At 68.5% G+C, this 16785-nt stretch carries 13 protein-coding genes; 4 read left to right on the top strand and 9 right to left on the bottom strand.

Translation table 11 applies throughout. The features are described from left to right. Nucleotides 1-55 precede the first annotated feature (55 nt). Nucleotides 56-1651, bottom strand: coding sequence for a GMC family oxidoreductase (locus AC4HOU_RS22510; protein ID WP_195019295.1), 1596 nt, complete (start codon nucleotides 1649-1651; stop codon nucleotides 56-58). Nucleotides 1652-1810: 159 nt separating this feature from the next. Next, complete coding sequence (locus AC4HOU_RS22505) at nucleotides 1811-3541, bottom strand: GMC oxidoreductase (RefSeq protein ID WP_195019296.1); 1731 nt, start codon at nucleotides 3539-3541, stop codon at nucleotides 1811-1813. A 100-nt stretch (nucleotides 3542-3641) separates the two neighbouring features. Between AC4HOU_RS22505 and AC4HOU_RS22500 the strand changes: the two genes are divergently transcribed. Next, nucleotides 3642-4331: a MerR family transcriptional regulator gene (locus AC4HOU_RS22500; RefSeq protein WP_163817468.1), complete on the top strand. Its 690-nt coding sequence runs from the start codon at nucleotides 3642-3644 to the stop codon at nucleotides 4329-4331. A 79-nt stretch (nucleotides 4332-4410) separates the two neighbouring features. After that, complete coding sequence (locus AC4HOU_RS22495; RefSeq protein WP_163817466.1) at nucleotides 4411-5103, top strand: TetR/AcrR family transcriptional regulator; 693 nt, start codon at nucleotides 4411-4413, stop codon at nucleotides 5101-5103. On the opposite strand, the gene AC4HOU_RS22490 is transcribed toward AC4HOU_RS22495, so the two are convergent. After that, the gene (locus AC4HOU_RS22490; protein ID WP_195019297.1) at nucleotides 5080-5766 is read right to left on the bottom strand and encodes a TetR/AcrR family transcriptional regulator; all 687 of its coding nucleotides are present in this window, start codon (nucleotides 5764-5766) and stop codon (nucleotides 5080-5082) included. The genes AC4HOU_RS22495 and AC4HOU_RS22490 overlap by 24 nt on opposite strands. Before the next feature lie 154 nt (nucleotides 5767-5920). Between AC4HOU_RS22490 and AC4HOU_RS22485 the strand changes: the two genes are divergently transcribed. Then, the gene (locus AC4HOU_RS22485) at nucleotides 5921-7957 is read left to right on the top strand and encodes a CocE/NonD family hydrolase (protein ID WP_195019298.1); all 2037 of its coding nucleotides are present in this window, start codon (nucleotides 5921-5923) and stop codon (nucleotides 7955-7957) included. Between the two features lie 9 nt (nucleotides 7958-7966). On the opposite strand, the gene AC4HOU_RS22480 is transcribed toward AC4HOU_RS22485, so the two are convergent. The 3 genes from AC4HOU_RS22480 to AC4HOU_RS22470 all read right to left on the bottom strand — a co-directional run bounded on the left by AC4HOU_RS22480 (nucleotide 7967) and on the right by AC4HOU_RS22470 (nucleotide 12009). Next, nucleotides 7967-9271, bottom strand: coding sequence for an ABC transporter substrate-binding protein (locus tag AC4HOU_RS22480; protein ID WP_195019299.1), 1305 nt, complete (start codon nucleotides 9269-9271; stop codon nucleotides 7967-7969). Between the two features lie 112 nt (nucleotides 9272-9383). Beyond that, a complete protein-coding gene (locus tag AC4HOU_RS22475) occupies nucleotides 9384-10565 on the bottom strand; it encodes an AI-2E family transporter (protein WP_324197296.1) in 1182 nt (393 codons plus the stop codon). Nucleotides 10566-10686: 121 nt separating this feature from the next. Next, nucleotides 10687-12009, bottom strand: a complete 1323-nt coding sequence (locus tag AC4HOU_RS22470; RefSeq protein ID WP_195019300.1) for a family 1 glycosylhydrolase — start codon at nucleotides 12007-12009, stop codon at nucleotides 10687-10689. A gap of 817 nt (nucleotides 12010-12826) precedes the next feature. Here AC4HOU_RS22470 and AC4HOU_RS22465 point away from each other — a divergent pair. After that, nucleotides 12827-14278, top strand: a complete 1452-nt coding sequence (locus AC4HOU_RS22465) for an amidase (RefSeq protein WP_490725142.1) — start codon at nucleotides 12827-12829, stop codon at nucleotides 14276-14278. A 12-nt stretch (nucleotides 14279-14290) separates the two neighbouring features. Here AC4HOU_RS22465 and AC4HOU_RS22460 read toward each other — a convergent pair whose 3' ends face one another. From AC4HOU_RS22460 to AC4HOU_RS22450, 3 genes are all read right to left on the bottom strand, one after another. Beyond that, the gene (locus AC4HOU_RS22460) at nucleotides 14291-15511 is read right to left on the bottom strand and encodes a site-specific integrase (protein WP_195019302.1); all 1221 of its coding nucleotides are present in this window, start codon (nucleotides 15509-15511) and stop codon (nucleotides 14291-14293) included. 187 nt (nucleotides 15512-15698) lie between these two features. Continuing rightward, nucleotides 15699-16145, bottom strand: a complete 447-nt coding sequence (locus tag AC4HOU_RS22455) for a YybH family protein (protein WP_195019303.1) — start codon at nucleotides 16143-16145, stop codon at nucleotides 15699-15701. A 10-nt stretch (nucleotides 16146-16155) separates the two neighbouring features. Next, nucleotides 16156-16740, bottom strand: coding sequence for an NADPH-dependent FMN reductase (locus tag AC4HOU_RS22450; protein WP_163817715.1), 585 nt, complete (start codon nucleotides 16738-16740; stop codon nucleotides 16156-16158). Between the last annotated feature and the right edge of the window lie 45 nt (nucleotides 16741-16785).

Below are 16785 nucleotides of genomic sequence, written 5' to 3'. Positions count from 1 at the left end.
CGGCCCGGCCCGCCCTCGTGCGGTTCTCACCGAGATCGAGGGCGTGCCGCCCGGTTCAGCCGCGCGCGTCGCGCTTGATGAACGTCGCCGCCTGCTCACCGATCAGCACCGACGGCGCGTGCGTATGCCCGCGCACCAGCACCGGCATCACCGACGCATCGGCCACCCGCAGACCCTGTACCCCACGCACTTGCAGCTGCGGGGAGACGACGCTGGCCGAGTCGGAGCCCATCCGGCAGGTCCCGGCCGGGTGATAGAGGGTATGGGAGTAGCGGTTGAGCGACAGCTCCAGCGTCTGCTCGATATCGGCGGGCGGCTGCGGCGGGTAGATCAGCGGCCCGAGCACCGATTTCAGCGCGGGCGCCTCGGCCAGCCGCACGCAGGTGCGCAGCCCGGACATGATCGCGGCTCGGTCGGCGCCCTCGGCGTCGGACAGATAGCGCGGGTCGATGATCGGCTTGGCGGACGGATCCTTGGAGGCGAGGCTGATGCGGCCCCGGCTGTGCGGGCGCAGCAGGACCGTCGCCAGCACCACACCGTGCTCGGTGGGATCGACGAGCCCCTCATGGAAGAACGGGGCAGGGGCGAAGATCAGCTCCAGATCGGGCAGCTCCAGATCGGGGTCGCTGCGCAGGAAGCCGTAGGCCTCGCCGACATTGGAGGTGAGCATGCCCCGATGGCGCAGCAGATAATCCAGCAGCTGACGTGGCTTCTCGGCGGCGAACAGCGAATCCGATTCCACCCCGTAGCCGACCGCCGCCACCAGATGATCTTGCAGGTTCGCGCCGACCTCCGGTGCGTGGTGCACGGTCTCGATGCCGTGGCGCTCCAGTTCCGCACGGTCGCCGATGCCGGAGAGCATGAGGAGCTGCGGTGTGTTGATCGCGCCGCCGCACAGCACCACTTCGCGTCGCGCAGTCGCGGTGACCGTGGCGTCGCCCTGCCGGAATTCCACGCCGGTGGCGCGGGTTCCGTCGAAGAGCACGCGGGTGGCCAGCGCTTCGGTGCGCACGATGAGGTTCGGCCTGCGCAGCGCCGGACGCAGGTAGGCGTCGGCGGTGCTCCAGCGCCTGCCGCCGCGCTGGGTCACCATCGTCTGGCAGAAGCCCTCCGGCGCGGGCCGGTTGGGCGGCTCCACGGTGAAGCCGCATTCGCGCACCGCCTCCAGATAGGCGGCGGTCGATCGGCGTGGGCTGCGCTGATGGGCGATGTGCAGCGGACCGTCGGTGCCTTCGTCGGGATATTGGGCGCCTTCGACGTTTTCGATGCGACGGTACTGTTCGACGACCTTGGCGAAGCTCCAATCCTCGCCCGCCAGCAGCGCCCATTCGTCGTAGTCGGCGCGGAACCCGCGCACCCACATCATGGCGTTCATCGACGACGACCCACCGAAGGTCTTTCCGCGCGGCCAATAGATCTGGCGGCCGTCGAGCTCCGGCTGCGGTTCGGTCAGGTAGTCCCAGTCCACCTCGCTGCGGAACAGCTTGGCGAACCCGGCCGGAATATGAATGAACTTGTTCTTGTCCTGCGGCCCGGCCTCCAGCAGCAGCACCGTGGTATCGGGATCGTCGCTGAGCCGGGCGGCCAGCACCGCGCCCGCCGACCCCGCCCCGACGATCACATAGTCCGCAGCGACCTCACCTGTACCCACTGTCCATCTCCGATCTCACTGTGTAGGGCAAACATACGAGCACGTGAAGGTCACCGGGCCGGATTCCGTCCATCGCGGGCCGATTCGCGCCGCCGACGTCGCCGGATACGCCGTGCCCCCGCCGGCGAGGAGCCGACGGGGGCACAACGAGACGGGGGATCAGCCTGCCGCGGGAGCGTTGTCGGAGCGGCGACTCGGCACGGTCGGCAGCTTCAACGCGGTGGGGGCATGCGCCGGGACGACCGGGTTGCGCGGCGCGATGGGCGCGATGCGCTGATATGGGGCGTTCTGATCCGGACGCAGATCCTGCTCACCCTTGTTGGGCCAGTAGGCGGCGGCGCGTTCGGCCTGCGCGGTGATGGTCAGCGACGGGTTGACCCCGAGGTTGGCCGAGACGGCCGCGCCGTCGACGACGCTGAGGGTGGGATAGCCGTAGACGCGGTGGTAGGCGTCGATCACTCCGGATTCGCGGTCGGCGCCGATGGCCGCGCCGCCGAGGAAGTGCGCGGTGAGCGGGATATTGAACACCTCACCCCAAGTGCCGCCTGCGACGCCGTCGATCTTCTCGGCCACCCGGCGGGTGACGTCGTTACCGGCGGGAATCCAGGTCGGGTTCGGCTGGCCGTGCCCCTGCTTGGAGGTGAGCTTGCGGCCGAAGAGCCCGCGTTTGGTGTAGGTGGTGATGGAGTTGTCCAGATGCTGCATGACCAGCGAGATGATGGTGCGCTCACTCCAGTTGCGCACGCTCAGGAAGCTCAGCAACGTCAGCGGATGGCGCAGCGCGATGCCGAGGAAGCGCAGCCAGCGCGGGATGCGCCCGCCCCCGTCGACCATCAGCGTCTGCAGCAGGCCCATGGAGTTCGAGCCCTTGCCGTACCGCACCGGCTCGATATGGGTGTCGGGAGTGGGGTGGATCGAGGACGTGATCGCCACGCCCTTGGTGAAGTCCTGGCCCGGGATCACCTTCTTGGTGGCCGCACCGACGATCGACTCGGAATTGGTGCGGGTGAGCACGCCGAGCCGTTCCGAGAGGTCGGGCAGCACGCCCTGATCGCGCATGGCGTGCAGCAGCTTCTGGGTGCCGAGGGTGCCTGCGGCGAGCACCACCTTGCCCGCGGTGTAGGTGGCCGGGCTCTTGCGGACCCAGGCGCCGGTGCGTTCGGTCGCCACTTCCCAGCTGCCGTCCGGCTGCGGGCGCAACGCGGTGACGGTCGTCATCGGAATGACCTGCGCGCCCGCCTTTTCCGCGAGGTAGAGGTAATTCTTCACCAGGGTGTTCTTGGCGCCGTACTTGCAGCCGACCATGCAGTCGCCGCACTCCAGGCAGCCGGTGCGCTCGGGGCCGACGCCACCGAAGTACGGATCCTCCACCGTTTTGCCGGGTTCACCGAAGAACACTCCGACCGGCGTCTGCACGAAGGTGTCGCCGACGCCCATGTCCTCGGCGACTTGCTTGAACACCTCGTCGGCGGGGGTCATGTGCGGATTGCGGACCACGCCGAGCATCTTCTGCGCCTGCTCGTAGTACGGGGTCAGCTCATCACGCCAGTCGGTGATATCGCGCCACTGGGCGTCCTGGAAGAACGGCTCCGGCGGCACGTACAGGGTGTTGGCGTAGTTGAGCGAGCCGCCGCCGACGCCGGCGCCGCCGAGGATCAGCACATCGCGCAGCGGGTGGATGCGCTGAATGCCGTAGCAGCCGAGCTTGGGCGCCCACAGGAATTTGCGCAGATCCCAGCTGGTCTTGGGCAGCTCGTCGTCGGCGAAGCGGCGGCCGGCCTCGATGACGGCGACCTTGTACCCCTTCTCCACCAATCGCAGCGCCGTGACGCTGCCGCCGAACCCGGACCCGACGATGAGGACGTCGTAGTCCGTCGCTTGCTCAGACATGGGGAAACTCCTCGGTGGGCGTCGGCAGTGACGCCGGTTACGCTAATGACGACAGTTGGAACTGTCAACGAAGGGTGCGCTTGGTATCTATGCTGGTCGCGTGTCCCGATACAGCCGCACCCAGCTGGCCGAACTGAGCGGCGTCCCGGCGCGAACGATCCGCTACTACCACTCGCTCGGCTTGCTGCCCAAGCCCGAGCGAGTCGGCAAGGAAGCCCTCTACCGCACCGAACACCTCGACCGGCTGCGCGACATCCTCGCCATGCAGGCCCGCGGCCTGCGCCTGGACGCGATCCGCGAGGTCTTCGCCAGCGACGCCGGGGCGGGCGCGAGCGATTGGCGCGCGGTGTTCGACCCGCGCAAGCCGGGACATTCCGACCAATCCGCCGTCCTCGACGACGACGAACTCACCGAACTGCTCGGCGACCGCCGGCCCGACATCGTCGAGGAACTCTTGGCCGCCCAATACCTGGAACGGCACGGCGAGAACTGGGCAATCCCGGACCTGCCCATGCTCAAGGGGGCGCTGATCCTCTACGACGTCGGCACCGACGTCACCCTCAGCGGCGCACTGCGCAAACTGATCCGGGCGCGCATCGCCGAGCTCGCCGACGAAATGGTGCGCACCTTCCGCGACGCGGCCGCGACCAGTTACGGCGGCGAGGGCATCGGCAGCGACCTCAGCCGATTCCGCGACCGGTTCCGTGCCGCGGCCTGGGAGGTCGGTGGCGCCACGCTGGCCGACGAAATCGAACGCGCGGTCGCCGAGCTGGACGAATCCGGGCGCTGAGCCGGCGGCCGGCCACGCTGTGGGGGAGCGGTGATCACTGTTGTTGACATCGCTCTCGGCGATGGGTCAGGGTGAGCGCATGACCACACCGAGGGCCCGCGCACGCGCCCAGACGATGGAAGACATCAAACGCATCGCGCGCACCCAGCTGGCCACCGAGGGGGCCGCCGCGCTGTCGCTGCGCGCGGTCGCCCGTGAACTCGGCGTCGTCTCCTCGGCGGTCTACCGCTACGTCCGCAGCCGCGACGAGCTGCTGACGCTGCTGGTGGTCGACGGGTACGACGCCCTCGGCGATGCCGTCGACGCCGCGGTCGCGGCCGCCGCCGCCGATCCGGCCGCCCGGCTGCGCGCCGCGGCGCACGCCGTCCGCGACTGGGGTCTGGCCGAACCCGCCTGGTACGGACTGCTTTTCGGCACACCGGTGCCGGGCTACGCCGCGCCCGCCGAACAGACCGTCGCGCCCGGCACCCGCGTCATCGCGACACTGCTGCGCCTGGTCGAAGCCGCGCACCGCGACGCGGCACTCGACGAGCCGGCCGCGACCAAGCCCATTTCCTCGGCCACTCTCGGCGATTTCGCGCGCATCCGAACCGAATTCGGCCTGGAGATCCCCGACTGGCTGCTGGCGCGGGCACTGGTGCTGTGGAGCGCGCTGTTCGGCGCCGTCAGCTTCGACGTCTTCGACATGTACGGGCCGGGCACCTTCACCGACCGCACCGAGGTGTTCGACCTGCAGTTGACCGGCTGGCTAACCCTGCTCGGATTCCGCTGAACCCGCGCCGGGCCGCTGTGCACCGCACAGGATGAGTGCGGTCCTGGTGAACAGTGGCGCCAGGTCCGGCAAATGCTCGGCACCGCGCTCGTACAGGCAGGCGACGATCCGATCACTGATCCCGCCGAGCAGCATGTCGATCAGCGCCGGATCCGGATCGACGGGAACCTCACCGCGCTGCACACCGATCCGCCCGACCGCCACGATGTGCTCGGCGAAGAGCCGATGGACCCGCGCGCGATGCTCGATCAACGCCGGTCCGGCGGCCAGGATCTCGATGTAGAGTGCGCGCGTGGCGGCCGGGCGGGCGGCCAGGATCTCCAGGAACACCCGGAACGAGGTGTGCACCCGTTCGGCGAACGGCGTATCCGCGCCGAGGGTGATCGTCTCGGCGAGCAGTCCGAGGCAATCGGCCACCGCGCTGTCGTAGGCGGCGGCGAAGCATTCCTCTTTGCCGCCGAACAGTGCGTAGAAGGTGCGCCGGGCCACCCGGGCCCGCCCGACGATCTCGGTAACCGTGGTCGGGGCATAGCCCAGCTCACCCACCGCCTCCAATGCGGCCGCGCACAACCGCTGGTACTGCGAGTTCTCGACTTCTTCGCGGGTGAGGCGGTGCGGGCCATGGGGCAGCCGATCGGGCGGCCCGTCAGTCAGCACGGTCATGCGACCAGGATATGGGCTCGACGGACACGAGCTCTTCGCCGCGACCGGGCACCGGTGAGATCCGGGTCATAGTTGCCACGGAATGTGATCCATCCTATGGTTACCCGCGAGTCAGGAACGATGGAGTTCCGCTCTTGTCGGGATGAGGGGACACATGATCAGACATCGATGTCTCGTTCGGAGTGCCGTAGCCACCCTGGTGACCATCGTCGCGGTCACCACCGCGCTGGTGGCGGCCCAGACCGGGCAGGCACAACCGGACGGCGGCGCGCTCGGCGCGCACTGGACCGCCACCCATGACGGCCCACGCGCCTACCCGAATGTGCACATCGACTGGGATGTGCCCATCACGATGAGCGACGGCACCGTCCTCAAAGCCAACGTCTACCGTCCGGCCGACGCCGCGGGCAGGCCGCTCGAGGAGAAGACGCCGACGATCGTCAACCTCACCCCGTACACCAAACTCGTCGGCAACGTGCTGGATTCGGCGCTCACCTTCCCGGTGCTGGCCGACGCCCTCACCGAGCTCTTCAAGAGCTTCGACCTGTCCGCTTACGGCCTGGGTGGGCTCACCGAGATCACCAAGGCCATGCCCGCGGGCACCCTGCGATCGTTCGGCGTGGACCGCAAGCTCATTCAGAGCGGCTACACCCAGGTCGTCGTCGACGTGCGCGGCACCGGCTTCTCCCAGGGCACCTGGCAGGTCTTCGGCGAACGCGAACAGCTCGACGGCGTCGAAGTGGTGAACTGGGCCGCCGCCCAACCCTGGTCCACCGGCAAGGTCGGCATGACCGGCATCTCCTACTCGGCGATCAACCAGTTGCAGACCGCCGAACGTAAACCCGAAGCGCTGCAAGCGATCTTCCCGATCGTGCCGGGCAGCGACCTACTGCGCGACATCGCGGCCACCGGCGGCGGCGTGGGATTCGGGTTCCTGCCCGCCTGGCTACTGGCCGTCAACACCTCCAAACTGATCCCGGACGTGAAGTCGATGTTCGACGGCCGGTTCGACTGGAAATGGCTGGCCGACCGCGTCCAGGACCCATTGACCTTCGTCAACTACCTGCTCGCCGCGCTCACCGTGCCCAGCGTCGACGCCATTCCGCCGCACCTGCTCGAACTCATCCAGGAAGACAGCGCCATCCGGCAATCCTGGCTCGGCCACCCCGACAAGATCGACATCCCGACCTTCGTCTACGGCGGCTGGCACGACATCTTCACCTATTCCTCGCCCCGGGTCTACAACGCCGTCGACGTGCCCGACTCGCAGAAGAAGCTCATCATGGGCGACATCTACCACCTGACCACCGGCAGCGGAAACGGCCTTCCCGGCGCGCCACCGCGACTGGACGTGCTGCAACGCGCCTGGTTCGACAAGTGGCTCAAGGGCATCGACAACGGCATCGACACCTACGACAACGTCACCCTGTGGCAGCAGGGCGGCGGCTGGACCAGCACCACCGCCTTCCCCCGCCCCGGCATGGACTACCGCCGCATGTACCTCGACGCGGCACCGTCGGGCACCGTACGCAGCGTCCACGACGGCAGCCTGAGCCCCGCGCCCGGCGCACCCGCCCAGCTCACCGTCGCACCCGGACTGGCCACGCTGTGCTCGCGTGATTCGGCCACCGGCACCGCGGGCATCACCGGCATCCTCGACGCCTGCGCCAAGGACTCGCGGATCAGCGAAACCAGCGCACTGACCTTCACCAGCGCCCCCGTGCACGGACCGACCGAGATCTCCGGCCCGATCAGCCTGCACCTCAACGCCGTCCACGACGCCACCGACGGCTACTGGTCGGTGACCGTCAACGATGTCGCGCCCGACGGACGCTCTACCGTGCTCACCAGCGGCCAGCTCACCGCCTCACTGCGGACCGTGGACGAGACGCGCGCGAGCCGCTCGGCCAACGGCGACTACACCGACCCATACCCCGTGCTCACCCTCGCCACCAGGCAACCGCTGGTGCCCGGTCAACCCACCGTCATCGATATCGGGCTCACCGCCACCGACGCCATCCTGCAGCCCGGGCACCGGCTGCGCGTGGACGTCTACGCGATGAACTTCCCGCGCGGGCTGCCGCTGCGCCCACTGCTCAACGAGAGCGAGCTCAAACCGCAGCACGTGCGACTGGACCCGAACCAGCCCAGCTGGATCAATATCCCGGTCTCGGGCACGCCGGGGTGGTGAGCGCCGCCGTCAGAACCGGATACACGGTTCGGTGAGCTGTAGCCGGCGCGAAGTCGGACCGTGGAAATCGGTGGCCACGGTCCGCAACCCGCTCGGCGCCCCCGCATCCGGCACCCCGACCACCGCCCGATGCGCCGCCGGGTCGGGCGCTCCCGCCGCATAGTCGTGCGGCGGGAGCATGCCCTCGAAATCCACCGGCAACCCCGCGGCCACGGCCGTACGCAGCGCCGCCCGGTCGACGGTTCCCGCGGCCACCACCTTCTCCAGCACCGCCCGCATCGGATAGCTCAACGCCCAGCCGGCGTTGTAACCCCAATTCTCCGGGACCCGCGGCGCGGCGGCCCGCGCGCTCACCGCACCCGCACTGGCGCCGTCCCATCCGTCGAAGGGCGCGGTCGTCGCGTAGCGGGCGGTCAGCGCGGGCCCGGCGGGGGAGTCCAGCAGCGCCGCGTTCCACGTCGGCAGTGAACCGATGAACCGGCCGGGGTAGCCGCGCTGCACCAGCTTGCCGACGATCTCGCCGGTCTCCACCGGGCCGGTGGCCAGCACGATCGCGTCCGGCGGATCGGCCAGCAACTGCTGGACCACCGAATTCTGGTTGCCGAGCTCCCGATTGGACGCGGTAGTGATGTTCGCGGTGACCGGCACGTTGTTGGTCATCGCCCAGGTACGCGCTCCCGACGCGTAGTCCTCACCGTAGTTACCGGAATAGGCCACGACCGCGATCCGCTCGGGCCGACCGTACCGCTGCGCGAGCCAATCCAGCCCGAGGACCGCCTCGGTGCAGTAGGAGTAGCCGATCTCGAGCACCAGACCACGATCGGTCTGCGAGTATTGCCAGCCCGACCACAGCGTGCCCGCACCGGTGAGCATGTCGTCGCTGTCCATCTGCCCCAGAATCGTCTGGGTCTGCGAGGTGCCGAGGCTCATCGCCAAAGCCAGCACATGCGGCTGCACCTTCGCGTACGCAGCGGCGTAGCGCGTCGGGTCATAGCTGGTGTTCTCCACATAGGTGGTGTCGTCGACCTCGTAGCGGCCGCCGATCCCACCGGATCTGTTCACCGCGGACCAGAAGGCATGCTGGCCGTCCTGCAATGCGGTGCCGAGCGAGGCGAACGGCCCGCCGCCCAGATCCGACAGCACACCCAGATAGAGACAACCCTTGCTCTCGTCCACCGCCTGCGGACAAGGCGCACTGGTGACTCCCGGCCCCACCGCGTCCGCGCCGGAGCCCGAACAACCCGACAGCAGCAACACCCCCGCGACGGCCGCCGCGACCGCATCTCGCACGCGCCGCGCCGTCGTATTCCGCATTGTCAACGGTCACCTTTCACACCCCACCGAAACATCCGGTGGCCCTGGTGAACCGGGACTGTAGCGGCAGGCGGCAGGCGATGAGGGCGTTTTCGACCTTGGCGTGCGGCGATCAGTCCGTCGCGGGCGCCAGATCCGATCCCGGCTCCGCGTCCGCGTCCGGCGCCTCGGGCGGCGGTGTGGTGAACACATCGATCTGCTCGCCCACATAGCGGATCACCACCGCCGCCACCGCCGCCACCGGCACCGCCAGGAACGCCCCGACGATCCCGTAGAGGGCACCGCCTGCCGTCACCGACAGCAACACGATCACCGCGTGCAGCTTCATGCTGCGGCTCTGCAACACCGGTTGCAGCACATTGCCCTCCAGCTGCTGCACCGCGACGATGATGCCGAGCACGATCAACGCCGTGGTCAGGCCATTGGCGACCAGCGCGACCAGCACCGCGAGCGCACCGGCGACGAACGCGCCGACCATCGGGATGAACCCACCGAGGAAGGTGATCACCGCGAGCACCAACGCCAGCGGCACATCCAAGATCACCAGCCCCAGACCGATCAGCACCGCGTCGATCATGCTGACCACCGCCTGGGTGCGGATGAACCCACCGAGCACCGCCCAGACCCGGGCCAGCACCTCCTCGAGGTGCCGGCCGGCGGGGGAGCCGACCGTATTGTGCAGCCACGGCAGGAAACGCGGGCCGTCCTTGATGAAGAAGAACGACAGCACGAGCACGAGGAACAACGTGATCAGCGCCGACGTCGCCGCGCTGACGCCGGTGAACACGCCGGTCGCGATCTGCTCGGCACTGGACTGCAATCGGCTGACCACCGCGTCCACCGCGGAATCCAACTGCTCGTCGCGCACATTCAGCGGCGGGCCCTGCAACCAATCACGCACCTTGTTGATGCCCTCGGTGGACTTGTCCGCCAGCGCAGGCGCCTGATCGACCACCGACGGCACGATCAGCGCGATCACACCCGCCAGCACCCCGAGGAACCCGATCACCGTGATGGAGGCGGCCGCGGCCGGACGCAACTTGTGATCCATGAGCCAGCGGGCCGGCGGCCACAGCACGGTGGCGACCACGATCGCCAGCAGCACCGGCAGCAACACCACCCACAGCTTGGCGACCACATTGCCGATCACCCAGGCGCCCGCGGCGATCGCGACCACGCACAACGCCCATTTCGCCAGCCACAGCACCCCGACACCGATGGCGTCACCCCGATTCGGCGTGCGATCGCGAGCGGTCTTCTCGGGTGCGGTCTTGTCCACGTTCGGCCCGTTCACGCCGCCAGTCTTACACGGATCCGGCGCACCGGCCGGGCACGTCGAGGGTGACGCCCATCGCGGTCGACGGTCGGCGCGGTCGACGGTCGGCGCGGCGGGTGCGCGCCGCCGAACCCGCCGGTCAGCGCGGGACCCGCACCGGATCGGCGCAGCTTGCCACCGCATCCACGAACGAGCAGTTCGCGGGGCCGCGGGTGGGCCGGTAGCCGGGCGGCACGCCACCCGCGCGGGTGATGTCGGCGTAGGCGGGGACGGCGTCGGTCGGCCGCCTGGTCAGCGTGGGGTCGGTGCGGACGTCGACGGTGTAGAGACCGAAGCGCGGGGCGTAGGAACCCCATTCGTAGTTGTCGGTCAGGCTCCAATAGTTGTAGCCGATGAGGTTCATCCCGTCGGCCTTCGCGCGTTGCAGCCAGTACACGGTGTCGCGCAGCAGGTCGGCCCGGGTGTAGCCGTCGGCCCGCGGGCGCCCGTTCTCGGTGGGCATCCCATTCTCGACGATGTAGAGCGGTCGGCCGGGGAACCGGCGCGCATAATGCTGCAATGCGTAATAGATACCCTCGGCCTGCAACGGCATCGTCCACAGCCGGTTGATATCCGGCAGACCCGCCAGCAGCGTCTCGGGGGAGAAGCCGTAGTAGTAGTCGATGCCGATGTAGTCGAGCTTCGCGCCGATCCGGTCGATCAGTGGTCCGTTCACCACGTCCTCGGCGGTCGGAATATAGGCGACATTGCTGGAGACGAGCGCGCCCGGATGTACGCGGTGGATGTGGTCGTAGATGGTGTTGTGGGCCAGCGCGATACGTTCCTGCATGGCCGGAACATCGCCGGCGCCGATCCCGCCGTGGCGCACTTCGTTCAGCACGTACATCGCCGGCTCGTTGAACGTGATCCACAGCGGGTCGTGTCCGGCATAGCGATCGACGACGACGCGCGCGTTGGCCAGCCAGTCGTCCACGATCGCCGGATTTCGCCAGCCACCGCGGTCCACCTCCCAACCCGGATACACCCAGTGGTCCAGGGTGAGCATCGGCCGCATGCCCGCCGCTTCGATCGCGGCGATGACGTTGTCGTAGAACCGGAATCCCGCCGGATCCCATTCGCCCGGCCGTGGCTGCAGCCTGGCCCACTCGATTCCGATGCGGTAGACCCGCACACCCAGCTGCGCGGCCAGTGCGATGTCGGAGCGGAAACGACCATAGAAGTCGATCGAATTCAGGTACGGATCCTCGGTCTTACCTGCCGCGATATAGCGCATCCAGTTGCTGTCGGGCGCATTGCCCTCGGATTGGAAACCCGAAGCCGCTACGCCCCAGAGGAAATCGTCACCGAGCGGTGCCACCGTCTGCGGGGCCTGCGGCCTGGCCGCCGCTCGGCCACCGACCAGGGCCGTGGCGGCGACGGCGGTGAGCCCGGCGAGAACGTGGCGGCGGTTCGGTTGACGCAACTCGTGCTCCTCATAGGGAAGGGGGCCCGGGGTGATGTGCGAACAAGCCTAACGACCGATAGGGCAGTGGGGTGGGGAAGTGGAAGGTCCGCGTTGATTTCTCGTGGTGGGGCAGGGGAGAGGTTTGGTGCTGGGATTCGACGCTGGGGAGCGGGGCGGGAGTTCTCGGTTCAAGGAACTCGAAGGCGTCCGGCGCTCGACCCAGATGCATTTAATTACGCTACGTAGATATGCGCATCTACGCATGTGGGCCCATCTCGCTTACCTCACCCCAATCACCCGTCAAGACCAAAACACGCATAGACAGGAGGGGGTCGACGGTGAGCGAGGGTGGGGGATAGGCGATTCCGGACAGGGGTGGTCGTCGGGCGGGTTGCCGCCGGACTCGATTGGCGGTCGCCGCGCCGAATCAGTGGCGTGAATGTGTGCCGACGTGAATGTGTGCCGAGTCGCCTTGCGTGAGCGGTATTCGCGCTGACGGCCGGGGTGTACTGCGGCCCGTTTGATACGGAGCTCGCTGTGGGCGCGTCGGCCCCGACCTGCGTCAATTGCTTCTGGTGCAATCGGCCGTGACAATTGTTGCCCCATCTGGAATCCGTGCGTGTTCGCGATGGGTCTGTGCTGAGGCGAGGGTGAGACATTCGCCTTATTGCGCGGAGTGGGTACGCGATGGCTTGTGCGGGCGGGTTCGTCCGATCGCGTGGCCGTGAACTGGCGGAACGCGGGTGAGTTCGGCAGCCGACCGGCCGGCTCATTCGTTGTGGTTGTGTGAACTGGCATTTCGTGCCCTCTTCGGCCTGCTTCTAGCGTCGGCGGCATGGAGTGGAATTTTCGATCGGCCGAGGAGCTTTCGGCCGCGATGCATGCCGGTGACGTCACCTCGGTGGAGTTGACCGACGCGGCGATCGCCCGTATCGAGCGCGACGATACGACCATCAACGCGATCTGTGTGCGGGACTTCGATCGTGCGCGGGCGGCGGCGCGGGCTGCCGATAGGGCACGGGCGCGCGGAGTGGATCGTCCGCTGCTCGGTATTCCGGTGACGGTCAAGGAGTCCTACAACGTCGCGGGGCTGCCCACGACCTGGGGCATGCCGCTGGAACAGACGTATGTGCCGTTCGAGGACGCGGTGCAGGTGGCGCGACTGAAGGCGGCGGGTGCGGTGGTGGTGGGTAAGACGAATGTGCCGTTGGCGCTGCGAGATGTGCAGAGCTTCAACGAGATCTATGGCACGACCAGCAACCCGTGGGATCACGCTCGGACGGCGGGCGGGTCCTCCGGTGGGTCGGCGGCGGCGCTGGCCTGCGGATTCGGTGCGCTGTCGATCGGTTCGGATATTGCCGGTTCGCTGCGGACGCCGGCCCATTTCTGTGGCGTCTACGCACACAAGCCGACACTCGGGCTCGCGTCGATGCGCGGTATGGTCCCGCCGCGGGTGCCGGCCTTGCCGGTCGAAGCCGACCTGGCTGTCGTAGGTCCGATGGCCCGCACGGCTCGCGACCTCACGCTGCTGCTGGACGTGATGGCCGGACCGGACCCGCTGACGTCCGGTGTCGCGTACGAGTCGACTCTGCCGCCCGCGCGCCATGGGCGGCTGTCGGACTTCCGGGTGCTGGTTCTCGATGAGCATCCGCTCATTCCGACCGGTACCGCTGTACGGGAGGGTGTGCGCCGGGTGGCCGACGCACTGGTCGAGGCGGGCGCGCGTGTGGAGCGGCACAGTGTGCTGCTGCCCGATCTGGCCGAATCGGCCGCGGTCTACATGCGATTGCTGTTCGCGAGCGCCGTCGCCCACTACCCGCCCGACGCCTACGCGGAGCTGGGGAAACGCGCCGCCGAACTGGACGCAGCCGATCGCAGCCTCGCTGCGACGCGTCTTCGCGCGACGGTGTGCACCCATCGCGACTGGATGGAGGCGAACGCTGCCCGGGAACGCCACCGTCACGGCTGGCGGCAGTTGTTCGCCGAGTTCGATGCCGTGATGTGCCCGATTACGCCGACTCCCGCGTTCCCGCACGATCACGACCCCGATCTGTTCGCGCGTCGGATCGAGATCGACGGGGTGCGGTACCCGTACTTGGATCAACTCGTCTGGGCCGGTGTGGCGACGATGCCTGGTCTGCCCGCTACCGCGGTGCCCGCCGGGCGCTCGCGCGAGGGGTTGCCGGTGGGGGTGCAGCTGATCGGCCCGATGTTCGAGGATCGCACCCCGCTGCGGTTGGCCGAGTTGCTCGAGCAGCGGATCGGCGGTTTCGTCGCGCCGGAGTAGGGCGCTGACCTTTTACAGCCCGAGTTTGGTGACGGCGTTGTCGTCGAGGGGGTTGGCGGTGCGGATGTAGCGGTGCACGGTGCGGGGGTTGGACCAGCGACCCTGGCGCATGATCTCGCGGTCGGCGGCGCCGCCGAGGGCGGCTTGGGTGGCGAAGCCCGCGCGCAGGGAGTGGCCGGAGAACAGGGCGGGGTCCAGGCCTGCGCGGGCGGCGTAGCGTTTGACGAGTTCGGCGATGGCTCGGCCGGAGATCGGGGTTGCGCCGATGCCGCCGTGGCGGGTGACGGCGGGGAACAGCGGCTGGTCGGCGGGCAGGGTTGCCGGCGGGCCGGTGAAGCCGTGGCAGCGGTGGATTTTCGGGTCGGGGGGCGGTGTGGCGGTGAGGTGTTCGGGTAGCCGGTCGGGGGCGGTGTTGTGCAGGGTCAGCAGGGCGATCCAGTCGGCGAAGGCGCAGACGGGGCAGGTGTGCGGGCGGGTGCCGCGGGGGAGGGCGACGCGTTGTTCGGTGATGCCGGTGGGATCGGTTTTGGTGCTGGGCAGGTGAATGAGCAGGACGGGTTCGCCGGTGTTGTGGTCCTGGGTGACGTGCACGTCGTGGACGCGGAGTCCGGCGAGTTCGCTGCGGCGCAGTGCGCCGGCGAATCCGATGAGCAGGGCGAGGGAGTCGCGGCGGCGTGCGGGTTCGGTGGGCCAGCCGCGTTCGGGTAGTCCGTCGAGGAGTTGTTCGAGGGTGTGCAGCAAGATCGGGCGTTTGCGGACCGGTCGGGCGCGGCGGGTGCGGCGGATGCCGCGGAGGGTGAGCCGCACGACGTCCGAGCGGGTGGGTGAGGGTAATCCGTTGGCGGCGTGCACGGCGGCGATGGCGGCGGATTTGCGTTCCAGGGTGGCGGGGGCGAAGACCGGCTCGCCGTGCTCGTCGCGTGCGTCGGCCGCGGCGGCGAGGTAGACGGCGACGTCGAGGGCGTCGGCGGGTAGCGCTTGCCTGCCTTCTGCCGCGCACCAGGCCGACCAGGCGATCCAGTCGGTGCGGTAGGCGCGCACGGTGTTGGCCGATTGGGAGGCCTCGAGGTATCGGCCGAGGGTGGCGGCCTGGTCGTCGGCGAAGCGTTGCCGGACTTCGCGCAGCGCGGCGGTGTCGACGAGAACGCTGCGCACCCCGCGGTGCAGTTGGGCGCGTACCGCGTCGGGGATGGCGATATCGCGCTGGAGGTGAGCGGGCGGGTCCTCGGTCATCGCTGCCCTTCGGTTCGGTGCGTCGCACGCCGTATTCGTGTTCTGCCCGAATCTATCCGGTGCGCGGTGGTGTGCCGGGTCAGCTGTGCCGTCGCGGCCGAGGAGACAAGTTCGTTGGACTGCGCAGATCGCTGGTGCGGGCGGCTGCGCGGCCGGTGATGGCCGGCCGCGCAGCCTCCCGGTCGTGTCAGGGCGTGAGATCGGTGAGGGCTCGGCCGCCCGCGATGTCGAGTGGCACCGAGACCTGGTCGTGCGCGATCAGCCAGGTGTCGTCGATCTTGCGCATTCCGAAGGTGGCTCGCACCCACATGCCGTCCGTGCTGGTGCCGTCGGCGAGGGTGCCGCGCAGGCGTGCGAAGGCGTGGCCGAAGGCCACATCGCCGCCGACGGTGAGGGTGAGGTCGCGGATGTCGTAGATGATGGTTTCGAAAACCTGGAACGCGCGTACCCAGTTGTCGAGTTTCGCCGCGATTCCCACATGGTGCAGCGGCGGCTCGATGTCGAAGGACACGATGTCGGTGGTGTAGAGCTGTCGCACGGCTTCGAGGTCTTTGGCCTCGAGTGCTTCGATCAGCGTCTCGATCTGCTGGCGGATCTGGGCGTGGTCGGGGTGGAGTTCGTTGGATGTGGCCATGTTCGGCTCCTCAGGCCTCGATGAGGGCGGCGTCGGCGGACGCCCGTAGCGGCGCGAGTGCAGTGCTCCAGGCGATGAGCTGGTCCAGGGTCTTGTGCAGGGCGTCGGCGTGGTGTTCGCGTGGGGTGAAGGTGGTGTGGTCGGCGAAATCGGTGAGCAGCGAGATCGCGACCTGGTAGCCGACGTCGGCCATGCCGAGTGTGCCGCAGACCGTGCGCAGCTGAACCACTGCGCGGGCGCCGCCGCTCACACCGTAGGAGACGAATCCGACCGCTTTGTTCGACCATTCCGCGCTCAGGTGGTCGATGGCATTTTTCAGCACTCCCGGCGCGCCGCCGTTGTATTCGGGGGTGACGATCAGGTAGCCGTCGAAGGGGGCGATTCGTTCGGCCCAGGCGCGGGTGTGTGCGTGCGGGGATGGGCCGAACATCGGCGGTGCCGGCTCGTCGAGGTGCGGGAGTGGGTGGTCGCGCAGGTCGATCAGGTCGAAGTCGGCGTCGTTGCGTTGGGCTGCGGTGTCCAGTGCCCACTGCGCGACCTGGGAGCCGTTGCGGTTGGGCCGGGTGCTGCCGAGAATGATGCCGATGGTGGTCATTGCCTGATCTCCTGGTGTGCGGGAATGGTGACGACCTTCCCGACG

Source organism: Nocardia sp. JCM 38205 (assembly GCF_058222935.1).
The sequence above is the reverse complement of the archived record's forward strand: the minus strand, read 5'-3'. Positions and strand labels throughout refer to the sequence as shown.